Source organism: Klugiella xanthotipulae, from assembly GCF_006716695.1.
GTDB lineage: Bacteria > Actinomycetota > Actinomycetes > Actinomycetales > Microbacteriaceae > Klugiella > Klugiella xanthotipulae.
In genome coordinates this window covers 86889-107762 of the sequence record NZ_VFPN01000001.1, presented here as the reverse complement: position 1 = coordinate 107762, position 20874 = coordinate 86889, and the positions used below count along the sequence as shown (strand labels likewise).

Annotated in this window: 14 protein-coding genes and 3 rRNA genes; 16 read left to right on the top strand and 1 reads right to left on the bottom strand. The window is 59.4% G+C overall.

Annotated elements, in window-relative coordinates; all coding sequences use genetic code 11:
- Nucleotides 1–17 precede the first annotated feature (17 nt).
- From FB466_RS00460 to tyrS, 6 genes are all read left to right on the top strand, one after another.
- Nucleotides 18–1256, top strand: coding sequence for an acetylornithine transaminase (locus tag FB466_RS00460; protein WP_246054475.1), 1239 nt, complete (start codon nt 18–20; stop codon nt 1254–1256).
- 10 nt (nt 1257–1266) lie between these two features.
- Nucleotides 1267–2190: an ornithine carbamoyltransferase gene (gene argF, locus FB466_RS00455; protein WP_141914981.1), complete on the top strand. Its 924-nt coding sequence runs from the start codon at nt 1267–1269 to the stop codon at nt 2188–2190.
- Complete coding sequence (locus tag FB466_RS00450; protein ID WP_170205958.1) at nt 2183–3367, top strand: heparan-alpha-glucosaminide N-acetyltransferase domain-containing protein; 1185 nt, start codon at nt 2183–2185, stop codon at nt 3365–3367. Before argF ends, FB466_RS00450 begins: the two co-directional genes overlap by 8 nt.
- A 35-nt stretch (nt 3368–3402) precedes the next feature.
- Nucleotides 3403–4620, top strand: a complete 1218-nt coding sequence (locus tag FB466_RS00445) for an argininosuccinate synthase (RefSeq protein WP_141914978.1) — start codon at nt 3403–3405, stop codon at nt 4618–4620.
- A gap of 4 nt (nt 4621–4624) precedes the next feature.
- Nucleotides 4625–6064 carry an argininosuccinate lyase gene (gene argH, locus FB466_RS00440; RefSeq protein WP_141914976.1) on the top strand — a complete coding sequence of 480 codons (1440 nt, stop codon included), beginning with the start codon at nt 4625–4627 and terminating at the stop codon, nt 6062–6064.
- Nucleotides 6065–6202: 138 nt separating this feature from the next.
- Nucleotides 6203–7522 carry a tyrosine--tRNA ligase gene (gene tyrS, locus FB466_RS00435; RefSeq protein WP_246054474.1) on the top strand — a complete coding sequence of 440 codons (1320 nt, stop codon included), beginning with the start codon at nt 6203–6205 and terminating at the stop codon, nt 7520–7522.
- Nucleotides 7523–7597: 75 nt separating this feature from the next.
- On the opposite strand, the gene FB466_RS00430 is transcribed toward tyrS, so the two are convergent.
- Nucleotides 7598–7987: a YbjQ family protein gene (locus FB466_RS00430; RefSeq protein ID WP_141914975.1), complete on the bottom strand. Its 390-nt coding sequence runs from the start codon at nt 7985–7987 to the stop codon at nt 7598–7600.
- Between the two features lie 963 nt (nt 7988–8950).
- Here FB466_RS00430 and FB466_RS00425 point away from each other — a divergent pair.
- The 10 genes from FB466_RS00425 to recN all read left to right on the top strand — a co-directional run bounded on the left by FB466_RS00425 (nt 8951) and on the right by recN (nt 20842).
- Nucleotides 8951–10471: ribosomal RNA gene (locus tag FB466_RS00425) — 16S ribosomal RNA — on the top strand.
- Nucleotides 10472–10884: 413 nt separating this feature from the next.
- Nucleotides 10885–13996 (top strand): 23S ribosomal RNA (locus FB466_RS00420).
- 126 nt (nt 13997–14122) lie between these two features.
- Nucleotides 14123–14239, top strand: a 5S ribosomal RNA gene (gene rrf, locus FB466_RS00415).
- The 16S, 23S and 5S rRNA genes sit together here, the layout of an rRNA operon.
- A gap of 196 nt (nt 14240–14435) precedes the next feature.
- Nucleotides 14436–15122, top strand: coding sequence for a hypothetical protein (locus FB466_RS00410; protein ID WP_141914973.1), 687 nt, complete (start codon nt 14436–14438; stop codon nt 15120–15122).
- Nucleotides 15074–16171, top strand: coding sequence for a tetratricopeptide repeat protein (locus FB466_RS00405; protein ID WP_246054473.1), 1098 nt, complete (start codon nt 15074–15076; stop codon nt 16169–16171). Before FB466_RS00410 ends, FB466_RS00405 begins: the two co-directional genes overlap by 49 nt.
- The gene (locus FB466_RS00400; RefSeq protein WP_141914972.1) at nt 16134–17171 is read left to right on the top strand and encodes an HAD-IIA family hydrolase; all 1038 of its coding nucleotides are present in this window, start codon (nt 16134–16136) and stop codon (nt 17169–17171) included. Before FB466_RS00405 ends, FB466_RS00400 begins: the two co-directional genes overlap by 38 nt.
- A gap of 57 nt (nt 17172–17228) precedes the next feature.
- On the top strand, nt 17229–17408 hold the full coding sequence (locus FB466_RS00395; protein WP_141914970.1) for a hypothetical protein: 180 nt from the start codon (nt 17229–17231) through the stop codon (nt 17406–17408).
- Nucleotides 17409–17418: 10 nt separating this feature from the next.
- On the top strand, nt 17419–18222 hold the full coding sequence (locus tag FB466_RS00390; RefSeq protein WP_246054472.1) for a TlyA family RNA methyltransferase: 804 nt from the start codon (nt 17419–17421) through the stop codon (nt 18220–18222).
- A gap of 18 nt (nt 18223–18240) precedes the next feature.
- A complete protein-coding gene (locus FB466_RS00385; protein ID WP_141916700.1) occupies nt 18241–19158 on the top strand; it encodes an NAD kinase in 918 nt (305 codons plus the stop codon).
- Nucleotides 19151–20842 (top strand): DNA repair protein RecN, encoded by a 1692-nt coding sequence (gene recN, locus FB466_RS00380; RefSeq protein WP_141914968.1) that lies wholly within the window; start codon nt 19151–19153, stop codon nt 20840–20842. Before FB466_RS00385 ends, recN begins: the two co-directional genes overlap by 8 nt.
- Nucleotides 20843–20874: the final 32 nt, after the last annotated feature.

Here is a 20874-nt window from a genome sequence, read left to right as displayed (position 1 = left end):
CCGATATTGAGGACCTGATGACAACAATGAACCAGACCTGGCAGACCGAGTACGAGCACGCCCTGGTACATACCTTTGCGACCCCCCGCGAGCTTCTGGTGCGTGGCGAGGGGTGCTACGTGTACAACGATGAGGGCAAGCGATACCTGGACGCTATGGCAGGTATCGCCGTCAATGCTCTGGGACATGCCCATCCTGCCCTGGTGGCCACCGCGAGCGAGCACGCCGCCAGACTCATGCACGTCTCCAATTTTTTCGCCACCCGGCCCCAACTCGACCTGGCCGAGGCCATCCTCAGGCTGTCGGGAGTGGGGGAGACGGGGCGTGTTTTCTTCGGTAACAGCGGGGCCGAGGCGAACGAGGCCGCGTTCAAGCTGGCACGGCTGCACGGTGGTGTCGGGCGTCCGCGGATTATTGCCCTCGAAAACGGGTTTCACGGCCGTACTATGGGGGCGCTTGCGCTCACGGGGAAGCCCGCTATGCGCGTCCCGTTCGAACCGATGCCGGAGGGCGTTGAGCATATACCGGCGACAATCGAGGCGATGGAGCGGGCGCTGACGGGCCCCGATGCTACCCAGGTCGCCGCCCTTCTGGTTGAGCCCATTCAGGGCGAGTCGGGCGTTCTACCCCTGCCCGATGGTTATCTGCGCCGGGCGCGTGAACTCACGGCCGAGGCGGGTGCACTGCTCATCATCGACGAGATTCAGACGGGTATCGGTCGCACCGGATACTGGTTTGGGTTCCAGCATGAGGGCATCATCCCGGATGCGTTCACTCTGGCCAAGGGCCTCGGCGGGGGCATCCCGATTGGTGCTCTCGTCACGGCGGGTGCGGCTTCTGACCTGTTCCAGCCGGGCCTGCACGGCACCACGTTCGGCGGCAACCCGTTTGCGACCGCGATGGGGTGCACCGTGCTGAACGTGATCGAAGAACAGGATCTCGTTGCCGCAGCAACCGAGCGTGGTGCTCAGCTTCGTCGGGCAATCGAGTGCCAGGAGATCTCGGCGATAACGGGTATCCGGGGCCGGGGTCTGCTGCTGGGCGTGAGCCTGGCCGACCCGGTTGCGTCGGATGTTGTTGTGGCCGCTCTCGACCGTGGGCTCATCCTGAACGCTCCCAACGAGTCAACCATCCGCTTGGCCCCCCCGCTCGTGATTGGTGACGAGGAGATGCGGCTGCTGGCCGATCTGCTTGGTCAGGCCATCACAGCTGTGTATTCGCAGAAAAATATTGTGGCTCCTCGCGCAGCCGGATAGGGTATAGCCTGTGACCAGGCATTTCTTAAGAGACGATGACCTCAGCCCCTCTGAGCAACGGGAGGTTCTTGACCTCGCCGTAACCCTGAAGACGAGTCCGTATTCGCGTCGGCCCCTGGCGGGCCCCCAGACGGCTGCCGTGATCTTCGATAAAACCTCTACCCGTACCCGCGTGAGCTTTGCCGTGGGCATCGCCGATCTGGGCGGTCATCCGCTCATCATCGATAGCCAGGGCAGCCAGTTGGCTGGTAAGGAGTCAGTTGCGGATACCGCCCGGGTCTTGGAGCGGATGGTCTCGGCGGTTATCTGGCGGACTTTTTCGCAGGCGGGCCTGGAGGAGATGGCTGAGGGCACCACGGTTCCCGTGATTAACGCGCTCTCCGACGACTTCCACCCGTGCCAGATCCTCGCCGATCTGCTCACTATCCGAGAACACAAGGGCGAATTGGCGGGCCTCACCCTGACCTACATGGGGGACGCCGCTAATAACATGGCCCACTCATACCTGTTGGGGTGTATTACGGCCGGGATGAACGTGCGTATTGCCGGGCCCGATGGTTACCTGCCGCGGCCCGAGTATGTGGCGGATGCTCTAGCTCTTGCCGACCGCCAGGGCGTCGATGTGTGGCTGGGGTCTGATCCTACAGAGGCGGTGCAGGGTGCCGATGTGGTGGTTACTGACACGTGGGTGTCGATGGGTCAGGAAGACGAAAAGGCCGAGCGCCAATCCATCTTCATCGACTATCAGGTCAACGAGGAACTCATGGCGCAGGCCGCTGAGGGGGCGCTTTTTCTGCACTGCCTGCCCGCTTATCGCGGGTATGAGGTGACCACCGGTGTCATTGACGGTCCGCAGAGTGTGGTCTGGGATGAGGCGGAAAACCGCCTGCACGCCCAGAAGGCTTTGCTCGTGTGGCTTCTCGAGCATGCTTAACCCGCCGGTCGTCGCCGGGGTATCCGAGGCTGTTCCCGGGGTGTCCGCTGATTTTCCGTCGGGTGGCGGCCGCATCGTCGGTCTCGATGTGGCCCGAGGTCTTGCGGTATTGGGGATGTTCGGCGCGCATCTGCTCGTCATCCCTGGCGACCTCGACTGGGGCGCTACCGACACCTGGCCTGCGATCGTTAACGGGCGTTCCTCGATCCTGTTCGCGGTGCTCGCGGGTGTCTCAATTGCTATTATTTCGGGCCGCACCCGCCCGGTCGAGGGCGTGCCTTTGCTCCAGGCCCGTGTGCGTATCCTTACCCGTGCCGCGCTGATCGTTCTGATTGGCGGTCTGTTGGAGGCGCTGTTTACTCCGGTCGCGATCATCCTGGGCGCCTACGGTCTTCTCTTTGTCGCAGCCGTCCCTTTCCTCCGGTGGTCTGCACCCAATCTCTTCGTGGCGGCGGCTGTCTCTGCCCTGCTCATGCCCATCCTGAACTCATTTGCCATCATCGGGATGCGTGAAGCCGAGTTGGGCGACTCCGCGGTGACGACCGTCTTGTTTAGCGGCAGTTATCCAGCCACTATCTGGATCACGTTTATGCTGTTGGGCTTGGGCGTGGGGCGTCTCACGCTGGAGTCGCCCACGGTGCAGTTGCGCTTGGGCCTCGTGGGTGTGGGTCTTGCTGCGCTCGGTTACGGGGTGGGCTCGTTCGTGTGGGCTGCGGTGTCCGCCTCCGGCACGTTTTTTGGAAAGCCGTTGGACCTGGATTCATCAGCTATGACCGGCTCGGCCTCGGGTGCCTCCTTAGAGCCGGCTAATTACTTTTCGGCGCTGCCCCACACGGGCTCCACCTTTGAGGTGGTGGGCTCATCCGGGTTTGCCCTTGCGGTGATCGCGCTGTGCTTGTGGGCGGGACCGCGTCTTCGGGTGGCGCTTTTCCCGCTTGCTGCCACGGGGGCTATGGCTCTCACCGCCTACTCCGCCCATGTTTTTGTGGTCATGTGGGCCGAGCGCAACGATCTTCTGTGGCTCGACAACGCGCTTTTTTTCTGGCTGGCAGGCGGCACACTTGTTTTCTGCACTGGCTGGACGCTGACCCTTGGTCGTGGACCGCTCGAACGGCTACTCACCATGGTGTCCCGTCGGGCTGCGAGCGTGGGTGGATCGTCTCCCAACGACCACTAGACTTGTCCAGAACCTCAAACACAGGAGATTGGTCAATGACGGAGCGCGTTGTTCTTGCATATTCGGGTGGACTAGACACCTCGGTTGGTATCGGCTGGTTGAAGGATGCGACGGGTAAAGACGTCGTTGCTATGGCCATCGACGTCGGCCAGGATGGCGAGGATATGGAGGTGGTCCGCCAGCGCGCTCTCGACTGCGGTGCTGTTGAGTCTGTTGTCATCGACGCCAAGGACGAGTTTGCTAACGACTACTTGGTGCCCGCCATCAAGGCCAACGCCATGTACCAGAAGCGCTACCCGCTTGTCTCGGCGCTCAGCAGGCCGTTGATTGCGAAGTACCTCGCTCGCACGGCTCAGGAGCATGGTGCGGATAGCGTCGCTCACGGATGCACGGGCAAGGGTAACGACCAGGTGCGTTTTGAGGCCGCCGTCGCCGCCATCGCTCCCGACCTGATCTCGCTCGCTCCGGTGCGCGATTTTGCGCTCACGCGAGACAAAGCGATCGTCTACGCAGCCGAGCACAATCTCCCCATTGAGCAGAGCAAAAAAAGTCCCTACTCCATTGACCAGAACGTCTGGGGTCGTGCGGTTGAGACCGGATTCCTGGAGGACCCCTGGAACGCCCCCATTGAAGATCTCTACACCTACTCGCAGGACCCCTCGGTTCCCCGCGAGGCCACCGAGGTTACCATCACGTTCGATCAGGGTGTGCCCGTAGCCATCGACGGCACGTCGGTGACGCCGCTCCAGGCCGTAGAGATCTTGAACCGGTCTGCGGGAGCACACGGTATTGGCCGTCTCGATATGGTTGAGGATCGCCTGGTGGGTATCAAGAGCCGCGAGGTGTACGAGTCGCCCGCAGGGACCACGCTGATTGAGGCGCACGAGCATCTCGAAGATTTGACGATTGAGCGCGAGGTTGCTCGTTATAAGCGCCGCGTTGAGGCGGAGTGGTCCGAGCTGGTTTACGACGGCCTGTGGTTCTCGGGCCTCAAGCGAGCGCTGGACGCGTTCATTGATGACACTCAGCGCTATGTATCGGGCGATGTTCGTCTGAACCTGCACGCCGGGAAGGCCACCGTCACGGGCCGTCGTTCCGAGCAGAGCCTGTACGACTTCGACCTGGCGACCTATGACACGGGCGACACCTTTGATCAGTCACTCGCGAAGGGCTTCATTGAGCTTCACTCGCTGCCGAGTAAGATTTCGGCCCAGCGCGATCTGGCCGCCCAGCAGAACGGCTCGGTCAAGTAGTTTCATGACGGCATCGACTGATTCTGATCACGAGGCCATGAACCGTGCTGGCGAGGCGGGTGCCCTGTGGGGTGGCCGCTTCGCCAGCGGTCCGTCTCCCGAGCTACAGCGCCTGAGTAAATCGACTCAGTTCGACTGGGTGCTTGCCGATTACGATATCCGCGGCTCGAAGGCCCACGCTACCGCTCTCGCGGCGGCCGGGTATCTCACGGGCGAGGAGCTCACCGCTATGCACGAGGCTTTGGAGGTTCTGCGCGCCGATGTGGCGAGCGGCGCGTTTGTGGCCGCCGAGAGCGACGAGGACGTTCACTCCGCCCTGGAGCGCGGTCTTGTTGAGCGAGCTGGGGGCCAATTGGGCGGTAAACTCCGTGCCGGTCGCAGCCGCAATGATCAGATTGCCACGCTGGTGCGCCTGTATTTGCTCGACCATGCAGCGATTATTCGCGGTCTACTCGTGCAGCTTATTGAGGTGATCACGGCTCAGGCTGAGGCACATCCGACGGCAATCATGCCGGGGCGCACTCATCTACAACATGCCCAACCGGTCCTGCTGGCGCATCAGCTTGCGGCGCATGCGTGGCCGCTTGTGCGCGACCTGGAGCGCCTGCGTGAGTGGTCGGTCCGAGCGTCCCGTTCGCCCTACGGCGCGGGTGCCCTCGCGGGCAGTTCGTTGGGGCTTGACCCTGCCCTCGTGGCGAGTGAGCTGGGGCTTGGACTGCCGTGCGACAATTCGATCGACGCGACGGCTGCCCGGGATGTGGTTGCCGAGTTTGCCTTCATCCTTGCCCAGGTGGGCATTGACCTGTCGCGTTTCTCGGAGGAGATCATCCTGTGGGCCACGCGCGAGTTCAGCTTCGTGCGGCTGCACGATAGCTTCTCCACGGGATCGTCAATCATGCCCCAGAAGAAGAATCCCGATATTGCGGAACTTGCACGGGGTAAGTCGGGTCGTCTGATTGGTAACCTCACGGGCCTGCTGGCCACACTGAAGGCCCTTCCGCTTGCATACAACCGTGATCTACAGGAGGACAAGGAACCGGTTTTTGATTCGGTTGACACTCTGGAGGTCTTGTTGCCCGCCTTCACCGGTATGGTAGCCACTCTCTCGTTCAATACTGAGCGCATGACAGATCTGGCCCCGCAGGGATTCTCTCTTGCCACGGACGTGGCCGAGTGGCTCGTCAAGCAGGGTGTCATTTTTCGCGATGCACATGAGATTTCGGGTGAACTAGTTCGTTTCTGCGAAGAGAACGGTCTGGAACTCCCTGAGCCCAGCGATGCGCAACTCGCTGCGGTGTCTCCCCATTTGACGAGTTCAGTGCGTGAGGTCCTCACGGTGAGTGGCTCGGTTAATAGTCGGGTCGGCGCGGGGGGAACCGCTGCCGTGCGGGTTGCTGAGCAGCTCCGTGAGTTGGCTCGGGTCACGGCGGAATTCCGCGACTAATCAATCGTGCGGTAAGACCCTGCCCCGAATCAGTCAGGGCAGGGTCTTACCGTGTCCCCTGGTGCCCGCGTGGTGTTGCTCTTTGCCCGGGGAGAAATTGGCCCCGGGAGGCTGGATGCCGTTGCTACGATAGCTTCTGTGTCTGATCTCACTGATGAAGCGGCGACCCCGGTCGTCCCACGCAACGATGCCACTTTCGAGTCCCTCTGGGATGAGCTCGTTTGGCGTGGCCTGATTCACGTCTCTACCGATGCGGAGGCACTGCGCGAGCTACTCCAGGGTGATCCGATCACGTATTACTGCGGGTTTGATCCCACCGCGCCGAGTCTCCACCTGGGCAATTTGGTTCAGCTCCTTTTTATGCGACGGTTGCAGCTCGCAGGGCATCGACCTCTCGGTCTGGTCGGCGGTTCCACCGGCTTGGTGGGAGATCCGCGCCCCACGGCTGAGCGCACTCTTAATACGAAGGAGACCGTGGCCGAGTGGGTTGGGTACCTTGGTGCCCAGATCCAGCGTTTCCTGAGCGCTGAGGGTAGCAACGGCGTTCGCATGGTCAACAATCTTGACTGGACTGCTCCGCTGAGCGCTATCGACTTCTTGCGTGACGTCGGCAAATACTACCGTGTCGGAACGATGCTCAAGAAGGATGCTGTTAGCGCGCGTCTCAATTCTGAGGCGGGTATCAGCTACACAGAGTTCAGCTATCAACTGTTGCAGGGCCTGGACTACTTGGAGCTTTACCGACAGTACGATTGTGTTTTGCAATCGGGTGGTAGTGACCAGTGGGGCAATCTCACGAGTGGTACCGATCTGATCCACCGGGCGGAGGGGGTGCGCGTTCATGCCATTGGCACACCGCTCATCACGAACTCGGATGGCACCAAGTTTGGTAAGAGCGAGGGCAACGCTATCTGGCTTGACCCCGATTTGGTGTCCCCGTACGGCTTCTACCAGTTTTGGGTTAATACCGAGGACGCGGATGTCGTGGCCAGGCTCAAGGTGTTCACGTTCTTGTCGAGGGCCGAGATTGAGCGCATCGCTGAGCTTGTGGTTCGTGAGCCGTTCCGGCGTGAGGGGCAGAAGCGTCTGGCGTTTGAGGTGACGTCAACCGTGCACGGTGTGGAGGCTACCCGGGCGGCTATTGCAGCTTCACAGGCGCTTTTTGGTCAGGGAGATTTGGCTCGGCTGGATGCCGCAACTCTCGACTCCGCTCTTGCCGCACTTCCTCGCGCGATTGGCTCACTCGGTATGCCGCTCACGCAATTGCTTGTGGATGCTGGCCTGACGAAGAGCCTGGGGGAGTCGCGGCGGGCGATCGAACAGGGCGGGGTGTATCTGAACAATGTCACGGTTGGGTCTGCGGATGCCGTGCTGACCGCCGACGCGATCCTCGTCGGCGTCGGTGCCGTCCTTCGGCGGGGTAAACGTACCCTGGCAGCGGTCACGCTCGCCGACTAGCTGTGAACAGTGCAGCCCCGTCCGACGGGACCGCACTGTTTATTGGTGCCGGGTGAGCTACGCAACCGGGTCGTGTTATCCCTGTGGGTGGCCCAGTTGTGCTGCGTGTGCTTCGGACTGCTGGGTTGATCCGGGTTCGCCGACTGCGAGGGGGCGGATGATGACGGCGGTGCCGACGGCGCATACCTCAGTGCCCAGTTGGTCCATTGCCGAGGTGTCGAAGCGTGTGGCTACGACGGCGTTCGCTCCGCGGTTGAGCGCTTCGGCAACCATCCGCTGCATCACCTCTTGTCGCCCCTCATAGAGCGATTTTGTGAGCTCGGGCAGTTCGCCTCCGCCGATAGCGCGGAAGCCCGCGACAAAGCGAGAACCTGCATCGCGGGTACGCACGGTGAGGCCCATAACCTCCCCGAGAACACTCTCAATGCGATAGCCGGGGATATCGTTGGTCGTCACAATCATCATAATGGCGTCTTCTTTCTTCGGGGGAGTTCTTTGTTCTGAGGTTATTCTTCGTTTCGACATGTGACCTGGCACTCCGCTGAGAGTGGAGGCAGTAGGTGTTGTTTCGGAGCGATGTACTCTCCCACAGATGAACGTTTTCTGTGTTCAACACCTGTACGTCTATGCGGGAATCGCAGATACTCGGCATCTTTGTCATTACCATCCAGATTCCCCGGATCATCCGTGCTGGTCCGTTGCGTCGGTCCGGGAATCTATGCGATGCCGCATCGTCGCGATCAATTGCATGTTCCGTCGCTGCTGAGAACTTCGGGGTCTAAATATCTCCGCCGAGGATCGGGGTGGAAGGCCAGGCACTCGTCATATTCTGATTCGTTTTTGTCAGTGTGTTGACGTGTGACACGCCCGGGTTGTGTTGGTGGTTGGGGTGGTTTGGCCTGTGGTGGTGGGGTTTTTGGGTGGTGTGGGGTGGTGTGGATTTGCGTGGTGTTGAGTTTCGGCTGTAATGTAATCCAAGTACCCCACAGGTGCGGCAGAGCGGTTAGCTCGCCGGCCTCAAGTGGCACCGATTCATACTCCACATTCCCTGCTTGGTTGCGGGGGTCAGGTTTTAGTGTGATGATGTAACTCCTGCTCTTGTGAGTGTCAGGTTCTTTTCTTCTGCTGTTATGGCGGGGTTGATTTGACAGGAGCTTGTGGGAGTGGCAGGATAGAGAAGTTGCCTAGAGGGCAGGTTGTGAGACTGGAACTCTGGTGCGTCCGATCCTTGAGAACTCAACAGCGTGCACAATGTCAAATGCCAAATTATCCTCGCCATCAGCTTTGGTTGGTGGGAGAGATTCCTTTGGATTAGACAGATTGTCAGACAATCTGATTTAGTCAGATCAAACTCGTGTGTTGTCCGCCTTTTTCCGGTGGCTTCATGCACAAGATTTAGTGGCGAGCTTGCTTGCTGCTTATTAATCATTTACGGAGAGTTTGATCCTGGCTCAGGACGAACGCTGGCGGCGTGCTTAACACATGCAAGTCGAACGATGAACTGGGAGCTTGCTCCTGGGGATTAGTGGCGAACGGGTGAGTAACACGTGAGTAACCTGCCCTTGACTCTGGGATAACTGCTGGAAACGGTAGCTAATACTGGATATGACCCCTGAAGGCATCTTCTGGGGGTGGAAAGAATTTCGGTCAAGGATGGACTCGCGGCCTATCAGCTAGTTGGTGAGGTAATAGCTCACCAAGGCGACGACGGGTAGCCGGCCTGAGAGGGTGACCGGCCACACTGGGACTGAGACACGGCCCAGACTCCTACGGGAGGCAGCAGTGGGGAATATTGCACAATGGGCGCAAGCCTGATGCAGCAACGCCGCGTGAGGGACGACGGCCTTCGGGTTGTAAACCTCTTTTAGTAGGGAAGAAGCGAGAGTGACGGTACCTGCAGAAAAAGCACCGGCTAACTACGTGCCAGCAGCCGCGGTAATACGTAGGGTGCAAGCGTTGTCCGGAATTATTGGGCGTAAAGAGCTCGTAGGCGGTTTGTCGCGTCTGCTGTGAAAACCCGAGGCTCAACCTCGGGCCTGCAGTGGGTACGGGCAGACTAGAGTGCGGTAGGGGAGATTGGAATTCCTGGTGTAGCGGTGGAATGCGCAGATATCAGGAGGAACACCGATGGCGAAGGCAGATCTCTGGGCCGTAACTGACGCTGAGGAGCGAAAGCATGGGGAGCGAACAGGATTAGATACCCTGGTAGTCCATGCCGTAAACGTTGGGAACTAGATGTAGGGGCCATTCCACGGCTTCTGTGTCGCAGCTAACGCATTAAGTTCCCCGCCTGGGGAGTACGGCCGCAAGGCTAAAACTCAAAGGAATTGACGGGGGCCCGCACAAGCGGCGGAGCATGCGGATTAATTCGATGCAACGCGAAGAACCTTACCAAGGCTTGACATATACAGGAAACGGCTAGAGATAGTCGCCCCGCAAGGTCTGTATACAGGTGGTGCATGGTTGTCGTCAGCTCGTGTCGTGAGATGTTGGGTTAAGTCCCGCAACGAGCGCAACCCTCGTCCTATGTTGCCAGCACGTAATGGTGGGAACTCATGGGAGACTGCCGTGGTCAACACGGAGGAAGGTGGGGATGACGTCAAATCATCATGCCCCTTATGTCTTGGGCTTCACGCATGCTACAATGGCCGGTACAAAGGGCTGCAATACCGTAAGGTGGAGCGAATCCCAAAAAGCCGGTCTCAGTTCGGATTGAGGTCTGCAACTCGACCTCATGAAGTTGGAGTCGCTAGTAATCGCAGATCAGCAACGCTGCGGTGAATACGTTCCCGGGCCTTGTACACACCGCCCGTCAAGTCATGAAAGTCGGTAACACCCGAAGCCAGTGGCCTAACCGTAAGGGAGGAGCTGTCGAAGGTGGGATTGGTGATTAGGACTAAGTCGTAACAAGGTAGCCGTACCGGAAGGTGCGGCTGGATCACCTCCTTTCTAAGGAGCATTTGGCGCTCTTCGGAGTGTCCAGAGCCATTACAGGAGCGAATGTTTCCTGGTGGTTGCTCATGGGTGGAACATTGACATTGATGCATCATGCCGGATGGTGTGGTTTTAGTACGGTCTCTTCGGGGATTTGGAACGGGCTGTGCCGGGGGTGTGGTGTTTGCACGCTGTTGGGTCCTGAGGGACCGGGCATGACCTTTGGGTTGTGACTGTTCCTTCTGGGCCTTACTGAGGTCAGGAATTGTTTCCTGGTTGAGGTTTGGTACCGCCCGTACTTTGAGAACTACACAGTGGACGCGAGCATCTTATTGACAGCAACTTTTGTTGTTGTTTTTACAAGATCTAAATTTTTATAGATCATTGGTCAATTTTTCTTTAATGATTAATCGATTCAACTCATGTGATTTCAAGTTTATAAGAGCAAACGGTGAATGCCTTGGCATCTGGAGCCGAAGAAGGACGTAGTAATCTGCGATAAGCCTCGGGGAGTTGATAAACGAACTGTGATCCGAGGATGTCCGAATGGGGAAACCCCGCTGGGCTAGCGATAGACCCAGTGACTCCCGCCTGAATATATAGGGCGGGTAGAGGGAACGTGGGGAAGTGAAACATCTCAGTACCCACAGGAAGAGAAAACAAAAGTGATTCCGCTAGTAGTGGCGAGCGAACGCGGAAGAGGCTAAACCGGTCATGTGTGATACCCGGCAGGGGTTGCATGGTCGGGGTTGTGGGACTTTTCATTGGTTTCTGCCGAAGCCTGAGAGTTAGAACGTTGTATAGGCGAATGGTTTGGAAAGACCAATCATAGAGGGTGATAATCCCGTAGTCGAAATGCAGCAATCGCTCGAAGAGTATCCCAAGTAGCACGGGGCCCGAGAAATCCCGTGTGAATCTGTCAGGACCACCTGATAAGCCTAAATACTCCCAGATGACCGATAGTGAACAAGTACCGTGAGGGAAAGGTGAAAAGTACCCCGGGAGGGGAGTGAAATAGTACCTGAAACCGTTTGCTTACAATCCGTTGGAGCAGCCTTGTAGCTGTGACAGCGTGCCTTTTGAAGAATGAGCCTGCGAGTTAGTGATATGTGGCGAGGTTAACCTGTGAGGGGAAGCCGTAGCGAAAGCGAGTCTTAATAGGGCGTTATAGTCGCATGTTCTAAACCCGAAGCGAAGTGATCTATCCATGGCCAGGTTGAAGCGCGTGTAAGAGCGCGTGGAGGACCGAACCCACTTAGGTTGAAAACTGAGGGGATGAGCTGTGGATAGGGGTGAAAGGCCAATCAAACTTCGTGATAGCTGGTTCTCTCCGAAATGCATTTAGGTGCAGCGTTGCGTGTTTCTTACCGGAGGTAGAGCTACTGGATGGCCGATGGGCCCTAAAAGGTTACTGACGTCAGCCAAACTCCGAATGCCGGTAAGTGAGAGCGCAGCAGTGAGACTGTGGGGGATAAGCTTCATAGTCGAGAGGGAAACAACCCAGATCACCAAATAAGGTCCCAAAGCGTGTGCTAAGTGGAAAAGGATGTGGAGCTGCTTAGACAACCAGGAGGTTGGCTTAGAAGCAGCCACCCTTGAAAGAGTGCGTAATAGCTCACTGGTCAAGTGGTTCCGCGCCGACAATGTAACGGGGCTCAAGCACACCACCGAATTTGTGACATTCATATTATTGGTAGGCCTTCGTGGTCCAGCCGTGTGGATGGGTAGGAGAGCGTCGTGTGGCGAGTGAAGCGGCGGTGTAAACCAGCCGTGGACGCTACACGAGTGAGAATGCAGGCATGAGTAGCGAAAGACGGGTGAGAAACCCGTCCTCCGGAAGACCAAGGGTTCCAGGGTCAAGCTAATCTTCCCTGGGTAAGTCGGGACCTAAGGCGAGGCCGACAGGCGTAGTCGATGGACAACGGGTTGATATTCCCGTACCGGCGAAAAACCGCCCAAGCTAATCTAGTAGTGCTAAGAGTACTAATCCTGGTTTCGAGCCCTTCGGGGTGAGTTTCTAGGGGTAACCCTCGACCCCGTTCTAGTGCGGTTAGCGTATTAACAGGTGTGACGCAGGAAGGTAGTCAATCCCGGGCGATGGTTGTCCCGGGCTAAGGATGTAGGGCGAACGATAGGCAAATCCGTCGTTCATGTGTCTGAGATCCGATGGGGAGTCTTAAGTGACGAAGTTGATGATCCTATGCTGCCGAGAAAAGCATCGACGCGAGGTTTTAGCCGCCCGTACCCCAAACCGACTCAGGTGGTCAGGTAGAGAATACTAAGGAGATCGAGAGAATCGTGGTTAAGGAACTCGGCAAAATGCCCCCGTAACTTCGGGAGAAGGGGGGCCTGAGGCGTTAGCGGACTTGCTCCGTGAAGCGTTTGAAGGCCGCAGAGACCAGTGGGAAGCGACTGTTTACTAAAAACACAGGTCCGTGCTAAGTCGCAAGACGATGTATACGGACTGACGCCTGCCCGGTGCTGGAAGGTTAAGAGGAAGGGTTAGCTTTGGCGAAGCTCTGAATTTAAGCCCCAGTAAACGGCGGTGGTAACTATAACCATCCTAAGGTAGCGAAATTCCTTGTCGGGTAAGTTCCGACCTGCACGAATGGCGTAACGACTTCCCAGCTGTCTCAACCGCGAACTCGGCGAAATTGCATTACGAGTAAAGATGCTCGTTACGCGCAGCAGGACGGAAAGACCCCGTGACCTTTACTATAGTTTGGTATTGGTGTTCGGTGTGGCTTGTGTAGGATAGGTGGGAGACTGTGAAGCTTGGACGCTAGTTCAGGTGGAGTCATTGTTGAAATACCACTCTGGTCACTCTGGATATCTAACTTCGGACCCTAATCGGGTTCAGGGACAGTGCCTGATGGGTAGTTTAACTGGGGCGGTTGCCTCCTAAAAAGTAACGGAGGCGCCCAAAGGTTCCCTCAACCTGGTTGGCAATCAGGTGGCGAGTGTAAGTGCACAAGGGAGCTTGACTGTGAGACTGACAGGTCGAACAGGGACGAAAGTCGGGACTAGTGATCCGGCAGTGGCTTGTGGAAGCGCTGTCGCTCAACGGATAAAAGGTACCTCGGGGATAACAGGCTGATCTTGCCCAAGAGTCCATATCGACGGCATGGTTTGGCACCTCGATGTCGGCTCGTCGCATCCTGGGGCTGGAGTAGGTCCCAAGGGTTGGGCTGTTCGCCCATTAAAGCGGTACGCGAGCTGGGTTTAGAACGTCGTGAGACAGTTCGGTCCCTATCCGCTGCGCGCGTAAGAAATTTGAGAGGATCTGACCCTAGTACGAGAGGACCGGGTTGGACGAACCTCTGGTGTGTCAGTTGTTCCGCCAGGAGCACCGCTGATTAGCTACGTTCGGAATGGATAACCGCTGAAAGCATCTAAGCGGGAAGCCGGCCTCAAGATGAGATTTCTATCCCTTCGGGGGAGAGGCTCCCAGTAGACGACTGGGTTGATAGGCTGGATGTGGAAGTGAGGACTAAAGACTCATGGAGCTGACCAGTACTAATAAGCCGATAACTTGATAACACTTTTCTATATTGATCCTGATTTTGTGATGATAACGCGTCCACTTTGTGGTTCTCGATGTACGGTCGAGAACTAGTGACACAAACTTTGTTGTGTGTTACTTTTCGTTTGATACATCAATAGTGTTTCGGCGGCCATAGCGCGAGGGAAACGCCCGGTTACATTCCGAACCCGGAAGCTAAGACTCGTTGCGCCGATGGTACTGCAGGGGGGACCCTGTGGGAGAGTAGGTCACCGCCGAACTTAACCTGTGAAATGGCCACCCAATGGGTGGCCATTTTGCGTTAACAAGTTCACAGTAGAAGATGGATACCGCAGTAGATGACTGCAGTTACGAGGAGAGCAATGTCTGAAAACGGTCAGTCTGACGGCGACGAGCGTCAGCGCCCTCCCCGTGATACGCGGGGGGAATCCTCCTCCTACTCACGAGGTAAGCGTTTTGGCTCTTCTTCATCTTCTGGGGGTTCCCGCCCACAGCGCGAAGACTCTGCCTCCGACGGCCGGTCTGCTCGTTCACGCAGCGATCAGCCGCGCCGTGAGGGTGACCGTCCACAGCGTAGCGCTGATCGCCCGTATCAATCGGGTCATCCGTCTCGAAGTAGCGCTGATCGTTCCTCTTCCCCAACTGGTCGCCCGCGTCGTGAGGGGGATCGTCCGGTCGGTAAGGATAACAGGACTCCGCGCTCGGATGAGCGTGCTGCCCGTGTTGATCGTCCGCGCCGGGACGGGGAGCGTTCACAGCGCGGTGGGGATCGTCCCTATAGTAGTGATCGGCCGCGCCGTGATGACGACCGTTCACAGCGTAGTAGTGATCGCTCGTATCGATCAGGTCGTCCACAGCGTGATGACGAGCGCCCGCAGCGAAGCGGTGGTGAACGTTCCTACAGCTCTGATCGCTCTCGGCGGGAAGGGGATCGACCCTCCACGAATGATCGATCACAGCGACCCGATCGGTCCTTCAGCTATTCTCGCGGTGAAAAACCTTCTCGGGGTCAGGGCAGTGATCGACCGAATCATCGCAGCTCCGACGGACGTTCCGACGGACGGGGCGGCCGCGACCGAGAGCCATCACGGTACGTGCGAACAGACGATAAGTCGGGTGACCGTCGTGAGTATCGTGAACTGACCGAGGAAGAGATTCGGGCTCGCGAACTGAAAAGCGTTCGTACCCGGCATGAGGACCCTGAGTTCCCCGCTGATTTGCAGCCAAAGGAGCTGAACAAAGGTGCTCGGTTTGAGTTGAAAACTCTAACTCAGGAAAACGCGGACAATGTTGCGATGCATCTCGCGATGGCCGCTCGACTGATTGATAGCGACCCGGAGCTTGCCCACCAGCATGCCATTTCAGCATCCCGTCGTGCCGGTCGGATCGCGATTGTGCGCGAGACACTCGCGATCACTGCATATACGATTGGTGACTTTGGACTTGCGCTGCGTGAGTTGCGCACCTATCGACGTATCTCCGGTAAGGATGATCAGCTCGCGCTCATGATCGACTGCGAGCGAGGGCTGGGTCGTCCCGAAAAGGCGCTTGAGTTGGGGGCATCTGTTGAACGTTCGAGCCTCCCCGTTGATGTGCAGGTGGCCGTGGCCATTGCCCTCTCTGGTGCGCGACTAGATCTTGGGCAGACGGAGCGCGCATTGGAGGAGCTGGAGATCTCACAGCTCGATCCGAACCGCGCTTACCTGTTCAGTCCCGACCTCTATTCGGCGTACGGAGAGGTCTTGGAGGATCTGGGCCGTTTGGATGAGGCTGCGCTGTGGAGTAAGCGAGCCGAGATCGCCTGGGAAGCGATTCAGGAGAAATACGGTCATAGCGAGACGCTGGATATCGTGGATGTGATGGATGAGGAACTGTCCTACCAAGTGGATGCCGCTGATGCTGCTGCCCGGTGGGAGGCGGAAGCTCCGGCTCGTGAAGAGGCACGTCTGGCCGCCGAGGCAGCGAGTGTGGCCGAGGAGGAAGCACTTCGGGCTGAGGCCGCGCTTTACGCTGAGGAAGACGCCGCATTTGCCGCGGAGCACGGATTGCCCTGGCCGCCCGAGTCGGTGATGAGCACTCAGGTTGATGACGACGATTCCACTCCGGTGGTCGGCTCTGTGGGTGACAGTTCTAGAACGGAAGGCGAATCGCACGATGGCACTGTTCCGGTCGAAGCAGAAGATGAGTCCTAACGGACCTGCTCCGCTGGAGGGCATGGACCTGGTACTGGCTGACCTGGATGGTGTTGTCTACACGGGTCCCTCTGCACTTCCGTTCGCGGTGGAGAGCCTGAACCGGGTGGCAGAACAGACACGGCTTGCCTATATCACCAACAATGCATCACGCACCGACGCCGCGGTTGCCGGGCATCTGAACGAGCTGGGACTTCGTGTTCAGGCCACTGATGTGGTGACCTCCCCTCAGGCCGCAGTAACGCTGCTGCGGGGCCTTGTTCCCGAGGGCGCGACAGTTCTGGTCGTGGGTGGGGAGGGGCTGGTTGTCGAGGTGCAGCGGGCCGGGTTTACCGTCACCCGCTCCGCAGAGGACCGGCCTGCCGCCGTTATCCAAGGCTTTGCGCCCGAGGTAGGGTGGACACATCTTGCAGAGGCTGCATTCGCGCTCCACGCGGAGGAGGGAACCGCGGGTATTCCGTGGGTGGCGACAAACACCGACTGGACGATTCCCGTGGCTCGTGGCCTCGCTCCCGGAAACGGCACGCTCGTATCCGCGGTGCACACCGCTGTTGGCCGTCTGCCAACCTTCGCGGGTAAACCCGAGGTTGCCATCTTTGAGGAGGCTTTTCGGCGATTCGGGTCACGCAATGCGCTCATGATTGGGGATCGGCTCGACACTGATATCCTCGGTGCTCGACGGGCGGGTATCCGGTCCGTGCACGTGATGACCGGTGTTGACCGGGCTAAGCAGCTGGTTGCTGCGGACAAGACGATGCGACCCGACTACATCCTGAGCGACCTGCGTGAACTGCACCAGCCGTATCCCACCTCGCAGATCAACGAGAAGAACAACAGCGTGCGTGTGGGTGCGGCTGAGGTGCGGATGCGTGGGCACATCGTTGAGATCGTCACCGAGGGCGATGATCGTCTCAACCTGCTGCGCGCGGGCTGCCAGGCAATCTGGAACTCCGGTCTTGCTATTTACGGGCTTGAGGTGCCGGAAAAGCTTTACACGTAGCTGTCTGGACTGTGGATATCCGGCACAACCCGGGATCCTGCGGGTACTGTAGAGACCATGAGTAGCGACCTTGAGCACGCCCAGAGGGATGTCGGAGACCTGTTGGCGGGTGACGGTGGGCTGGTGTCTCGTCTGACGGTCATTGAGGAGCAGCCCTTGGCCACCCGGGCGGCGGCCTACCAACAGATCCACACCGAGCTGCGTGAGCGGCTTGAGAGCGGTGACATCAATCGTTGAGCGGGCGACTGTGACCGATCCCCGTCTTGATATGGCTCTTGCAGAACGTGGCCTGGCTCGTTCACGCACCAACGCGCAGGCACTGATCGCTGCGGGATCCGTCCGTGTGAACGGGGTGACCGCGACAAAGCCGTCGCTGCGAGTGTCTGCTGATGCTGTCGTCACGGTCGAGAGCACCGACCACTACGTGAGTCGGGCTGCGTACAAACTTCGTGCCGCCCTTGACGCTTTTTCCTCGGTAGACCCCGGCGGCCGGACTGTGATGGATGTGGGGGCTTCCACCGGCGGATTTAGCCAGGTGCTTCTGGAACGCGGTGCTCGCCGAGTGCTTGCGATTGAGGTGGGGCACGGGCAGCTAGCTCCCGACCTGATCGGTGAGTCGCGGCTGGTTCTCGCGGAGGGTTTCAACGCCCGCTATATGACGCCCGAGCTTCTGCGTGAAGCCACGGGGGTGACCGAACCGCCCACGCTCGTGGTGGGGGACCTCTCCTTCATCTCGCTGGAAATGGTGTTGCCGGCGCTGCGGGTGAGCAGCGCATCCGATGCCGACTTTATTCTTCTCATCAAACCGCAGTTTGAGGTGGGCCGAGGAGGTATCACCGCGGGGATTGTGACCCGAGCAGCGGATCGGGCCGAAGCCATTCACCGTGTGATTCAGGCGGCTTGGCGGCTGGGGCTGGGAACGGCCGGGATTATTCCTTCCCCTCTCCTCGGTAGCCTGGGTAATCATGAGTATGTCGTGTGGTTGAGCCCCCGGGTGGGCCAGAATCCGACAGAATGGGTACAGACAATTATGACTTTGACGGGAGAGTGAACCGTGTCCGATGCGGCTTTGAGCGGGGGCCCTCGCCACATCCTCTTGGTGTCGCACACCGCACGCCCGGAGGCCGTTGAGGCAACCCTCACCGTCTACCATCAGCTGATTGAGGCCGGGGTCACCCCGGTGATGGCCGATGACGAACGCACCAATCTGCTTGCCGCCCACGGCGAGGAACTCAACGTAGCGGTCCTACACCGAGACACCGAGATCAACGAGATTGACATTGCTATTGTGCTGGGTGGAGACGGAACCATCCTGCGCGCCGCAGAAATGCTGCGTGGCGAATCCGCCCCGATTGTCGGAGTGAATCTGGGCCATGTGGGCTTCCTCGCTGAAAGTGAGCGCCATGATCTGGCCAAAACGGTCACGTGTATCGTGGAACGCCGGTATCGGGTGGAGGAACGGATGGCGCTCCAGGTGCTCGTGAAGGTGGGCGGTATCGTGGTCTATGAGACTTGGGCGCTCAACGAAGCCACCGTGGAGAAGGCCTCGCGAGAACGGATGCTGGAGGTTGTCATCGAGGTCGATGGGCGACCGCTCTCCAGCTTCGGCTGCGACGGCGTTGTGATGTCCACTCCAACCGGCTCGACCGCCTACTCATTCTCGGGTGGCGGCCCCATCGTCTGGCCGAGTGTGGCGGCGCTGCTTCTCGTGCCGCTCAGCGCGCACTCTCTATTCAACCGACCGCTCGTTGTTGACCCCCGTTCGTCGCTCGCCGTTGAGGTGTTGGAACGTAACCAGGGCAGCGGAATCCTATGGTGCGATGGGCGGCGTGCATGGGATCTCCCACCGGGGGCGCGCGTGGTGGTGCACCGATCTGACGTTCCGGTGCGTCTGGCCCGCATCGCTGACGCGCCCTTTACCGACCGGCTCGTTAATAAGTTCCACCTTCCCGTTGACGGGTGGAGGGGGCCGGTACGAGGTGATTGAGGAACTGTCGATACGTGACCTGGGCGTTATCAAGGATGCCCGGCTACCGCTCGGTCCCGGATTCACGGCGATCACTGGAGAGACGGGAGCGGGCAAGACCATGGTAGTCACCGCTCTCGGACTGCTCCTGGGTGCCCGCTCAGACGCAGGTTCGGTGCGTTCCGGGGCCCAGCAGGCACGGGCCCAAGGGCGTTGGTTAGTGCCGAACGATGGGTCCGTGGCTGAACGCGTGCGGGAGGCCGGCGGAGATGTTGAGGAGGGCGAACTCATCCTCAGCCGCTCGGTGTCGAGCGAGGGCCGCAGCCGCGCGACCGTGGGGGGGAGCGCTGCACCGGCATCCCTGCTCTCCGGTCTGGCCGCAGAGCTTGTGGTGGTGCACGGTCAATCCGATCAGCAGCGGTTGCGCTCGGTGGCTGCCCAGCGCGATGTTGTTGACCGATACGCGGGTGGCCCGCTGGCGCTCGCGCTGGCGGACTACCAGGCCTCCTATCGGCGGCTCAAGAGCCTTCGGAGTGAGCTCACCCTCCTGACCGAGGAACATGACCGCCGCCAGCTCGAAGCCGCGGAACTGCGTGCCGCGGTCGCCGCCATTGCCGAGGTGGCACCCGTGCCCGGCGAAGATGACGAACTCGCGGCCCAGGCCGAGGTGCTGACCAATAGCGAGGCCATCCGCGCGGCGACGGATGCCGCACGTGAGGCCCTATCGAGTCAGTCGCCCGAGTCGGTGGGGGCGGATGTGCGCGGCCTACTTGACCAGGCCAAGCGCGAGCTGGAGCGGGCATCCGTATACGATCCGGTCTTGGCTCCGACCCTTGAGACGATTACGAGCATGGGTTTCTTGCTTAACGACGCGGTCGCTGAGCTCTCACGTTACCTGGGCGAGAAAGCGGAGGACAGCGCGCGTGACCTAGAACTCATCCAGCAGCGCCGCGCCGCACTATCCGCGCTAACACGCAAATATGGCCCCGAGCTTGCCGACGTGCTAAACCTCGCCGAGACGGCAGAACAGCGCTTGCTGGAGCTTGACGGTGATGACGAACGGATTGCGCAATTGGGTGGTCTGATCGCGGCGGAGGCAGCTATGGGCAGCGAGTGTGCGGCCCGGGTGACCGAGCTCCGCACGACCGCGGGTCTGGCGCTCGCGACGGCGGTCACCGCCGAACTGTCCGCTCTGGCGATGCCTGACGCACAGCTTGTGGTGGCGATCACCCCGCTCGCTGAGCCGGGCCCCCACGGTGCCGACGAGGTCACCATCCTGCTGCGACCGCATTCTGGTAGCGACCCGAGGCCGCTCGCCAAAGGAGCATCCGGGGGCGAACTGTCCCGGGTGATGCTCGCAATCGAGGTTGTCGTGGCAGCCACCGACCCGGTCCCCACGTTTGTCTTTGACGAGGTCGATGCCGGGGTGGGTGGGGCCTCCGCCATCGAGATCGGTCGGCGTCTGGCTCGTCTGGCCCGAACCTCGCAGGTGATCGTTGTGACTCATCTGGCGCAGGTCGCGGCGTTTGCCGATAACCATCTCCAGGTGGTGAAGGACAGAAGCGGTGGGTACACCGAAAGCAGCGTGCGCTCGCTGGGTGGCGATGAGCGGGTGAGTGAAATCGCCCGGCTGCTCTCGGGGCTGGCCGACTCCGAGAATGCGCTCAGCCATGCCCGGGAGCTACTTGACCGTTCCGCTATGTAGGCACAGGAAGGTTCACCGGACACGCGCGGTTG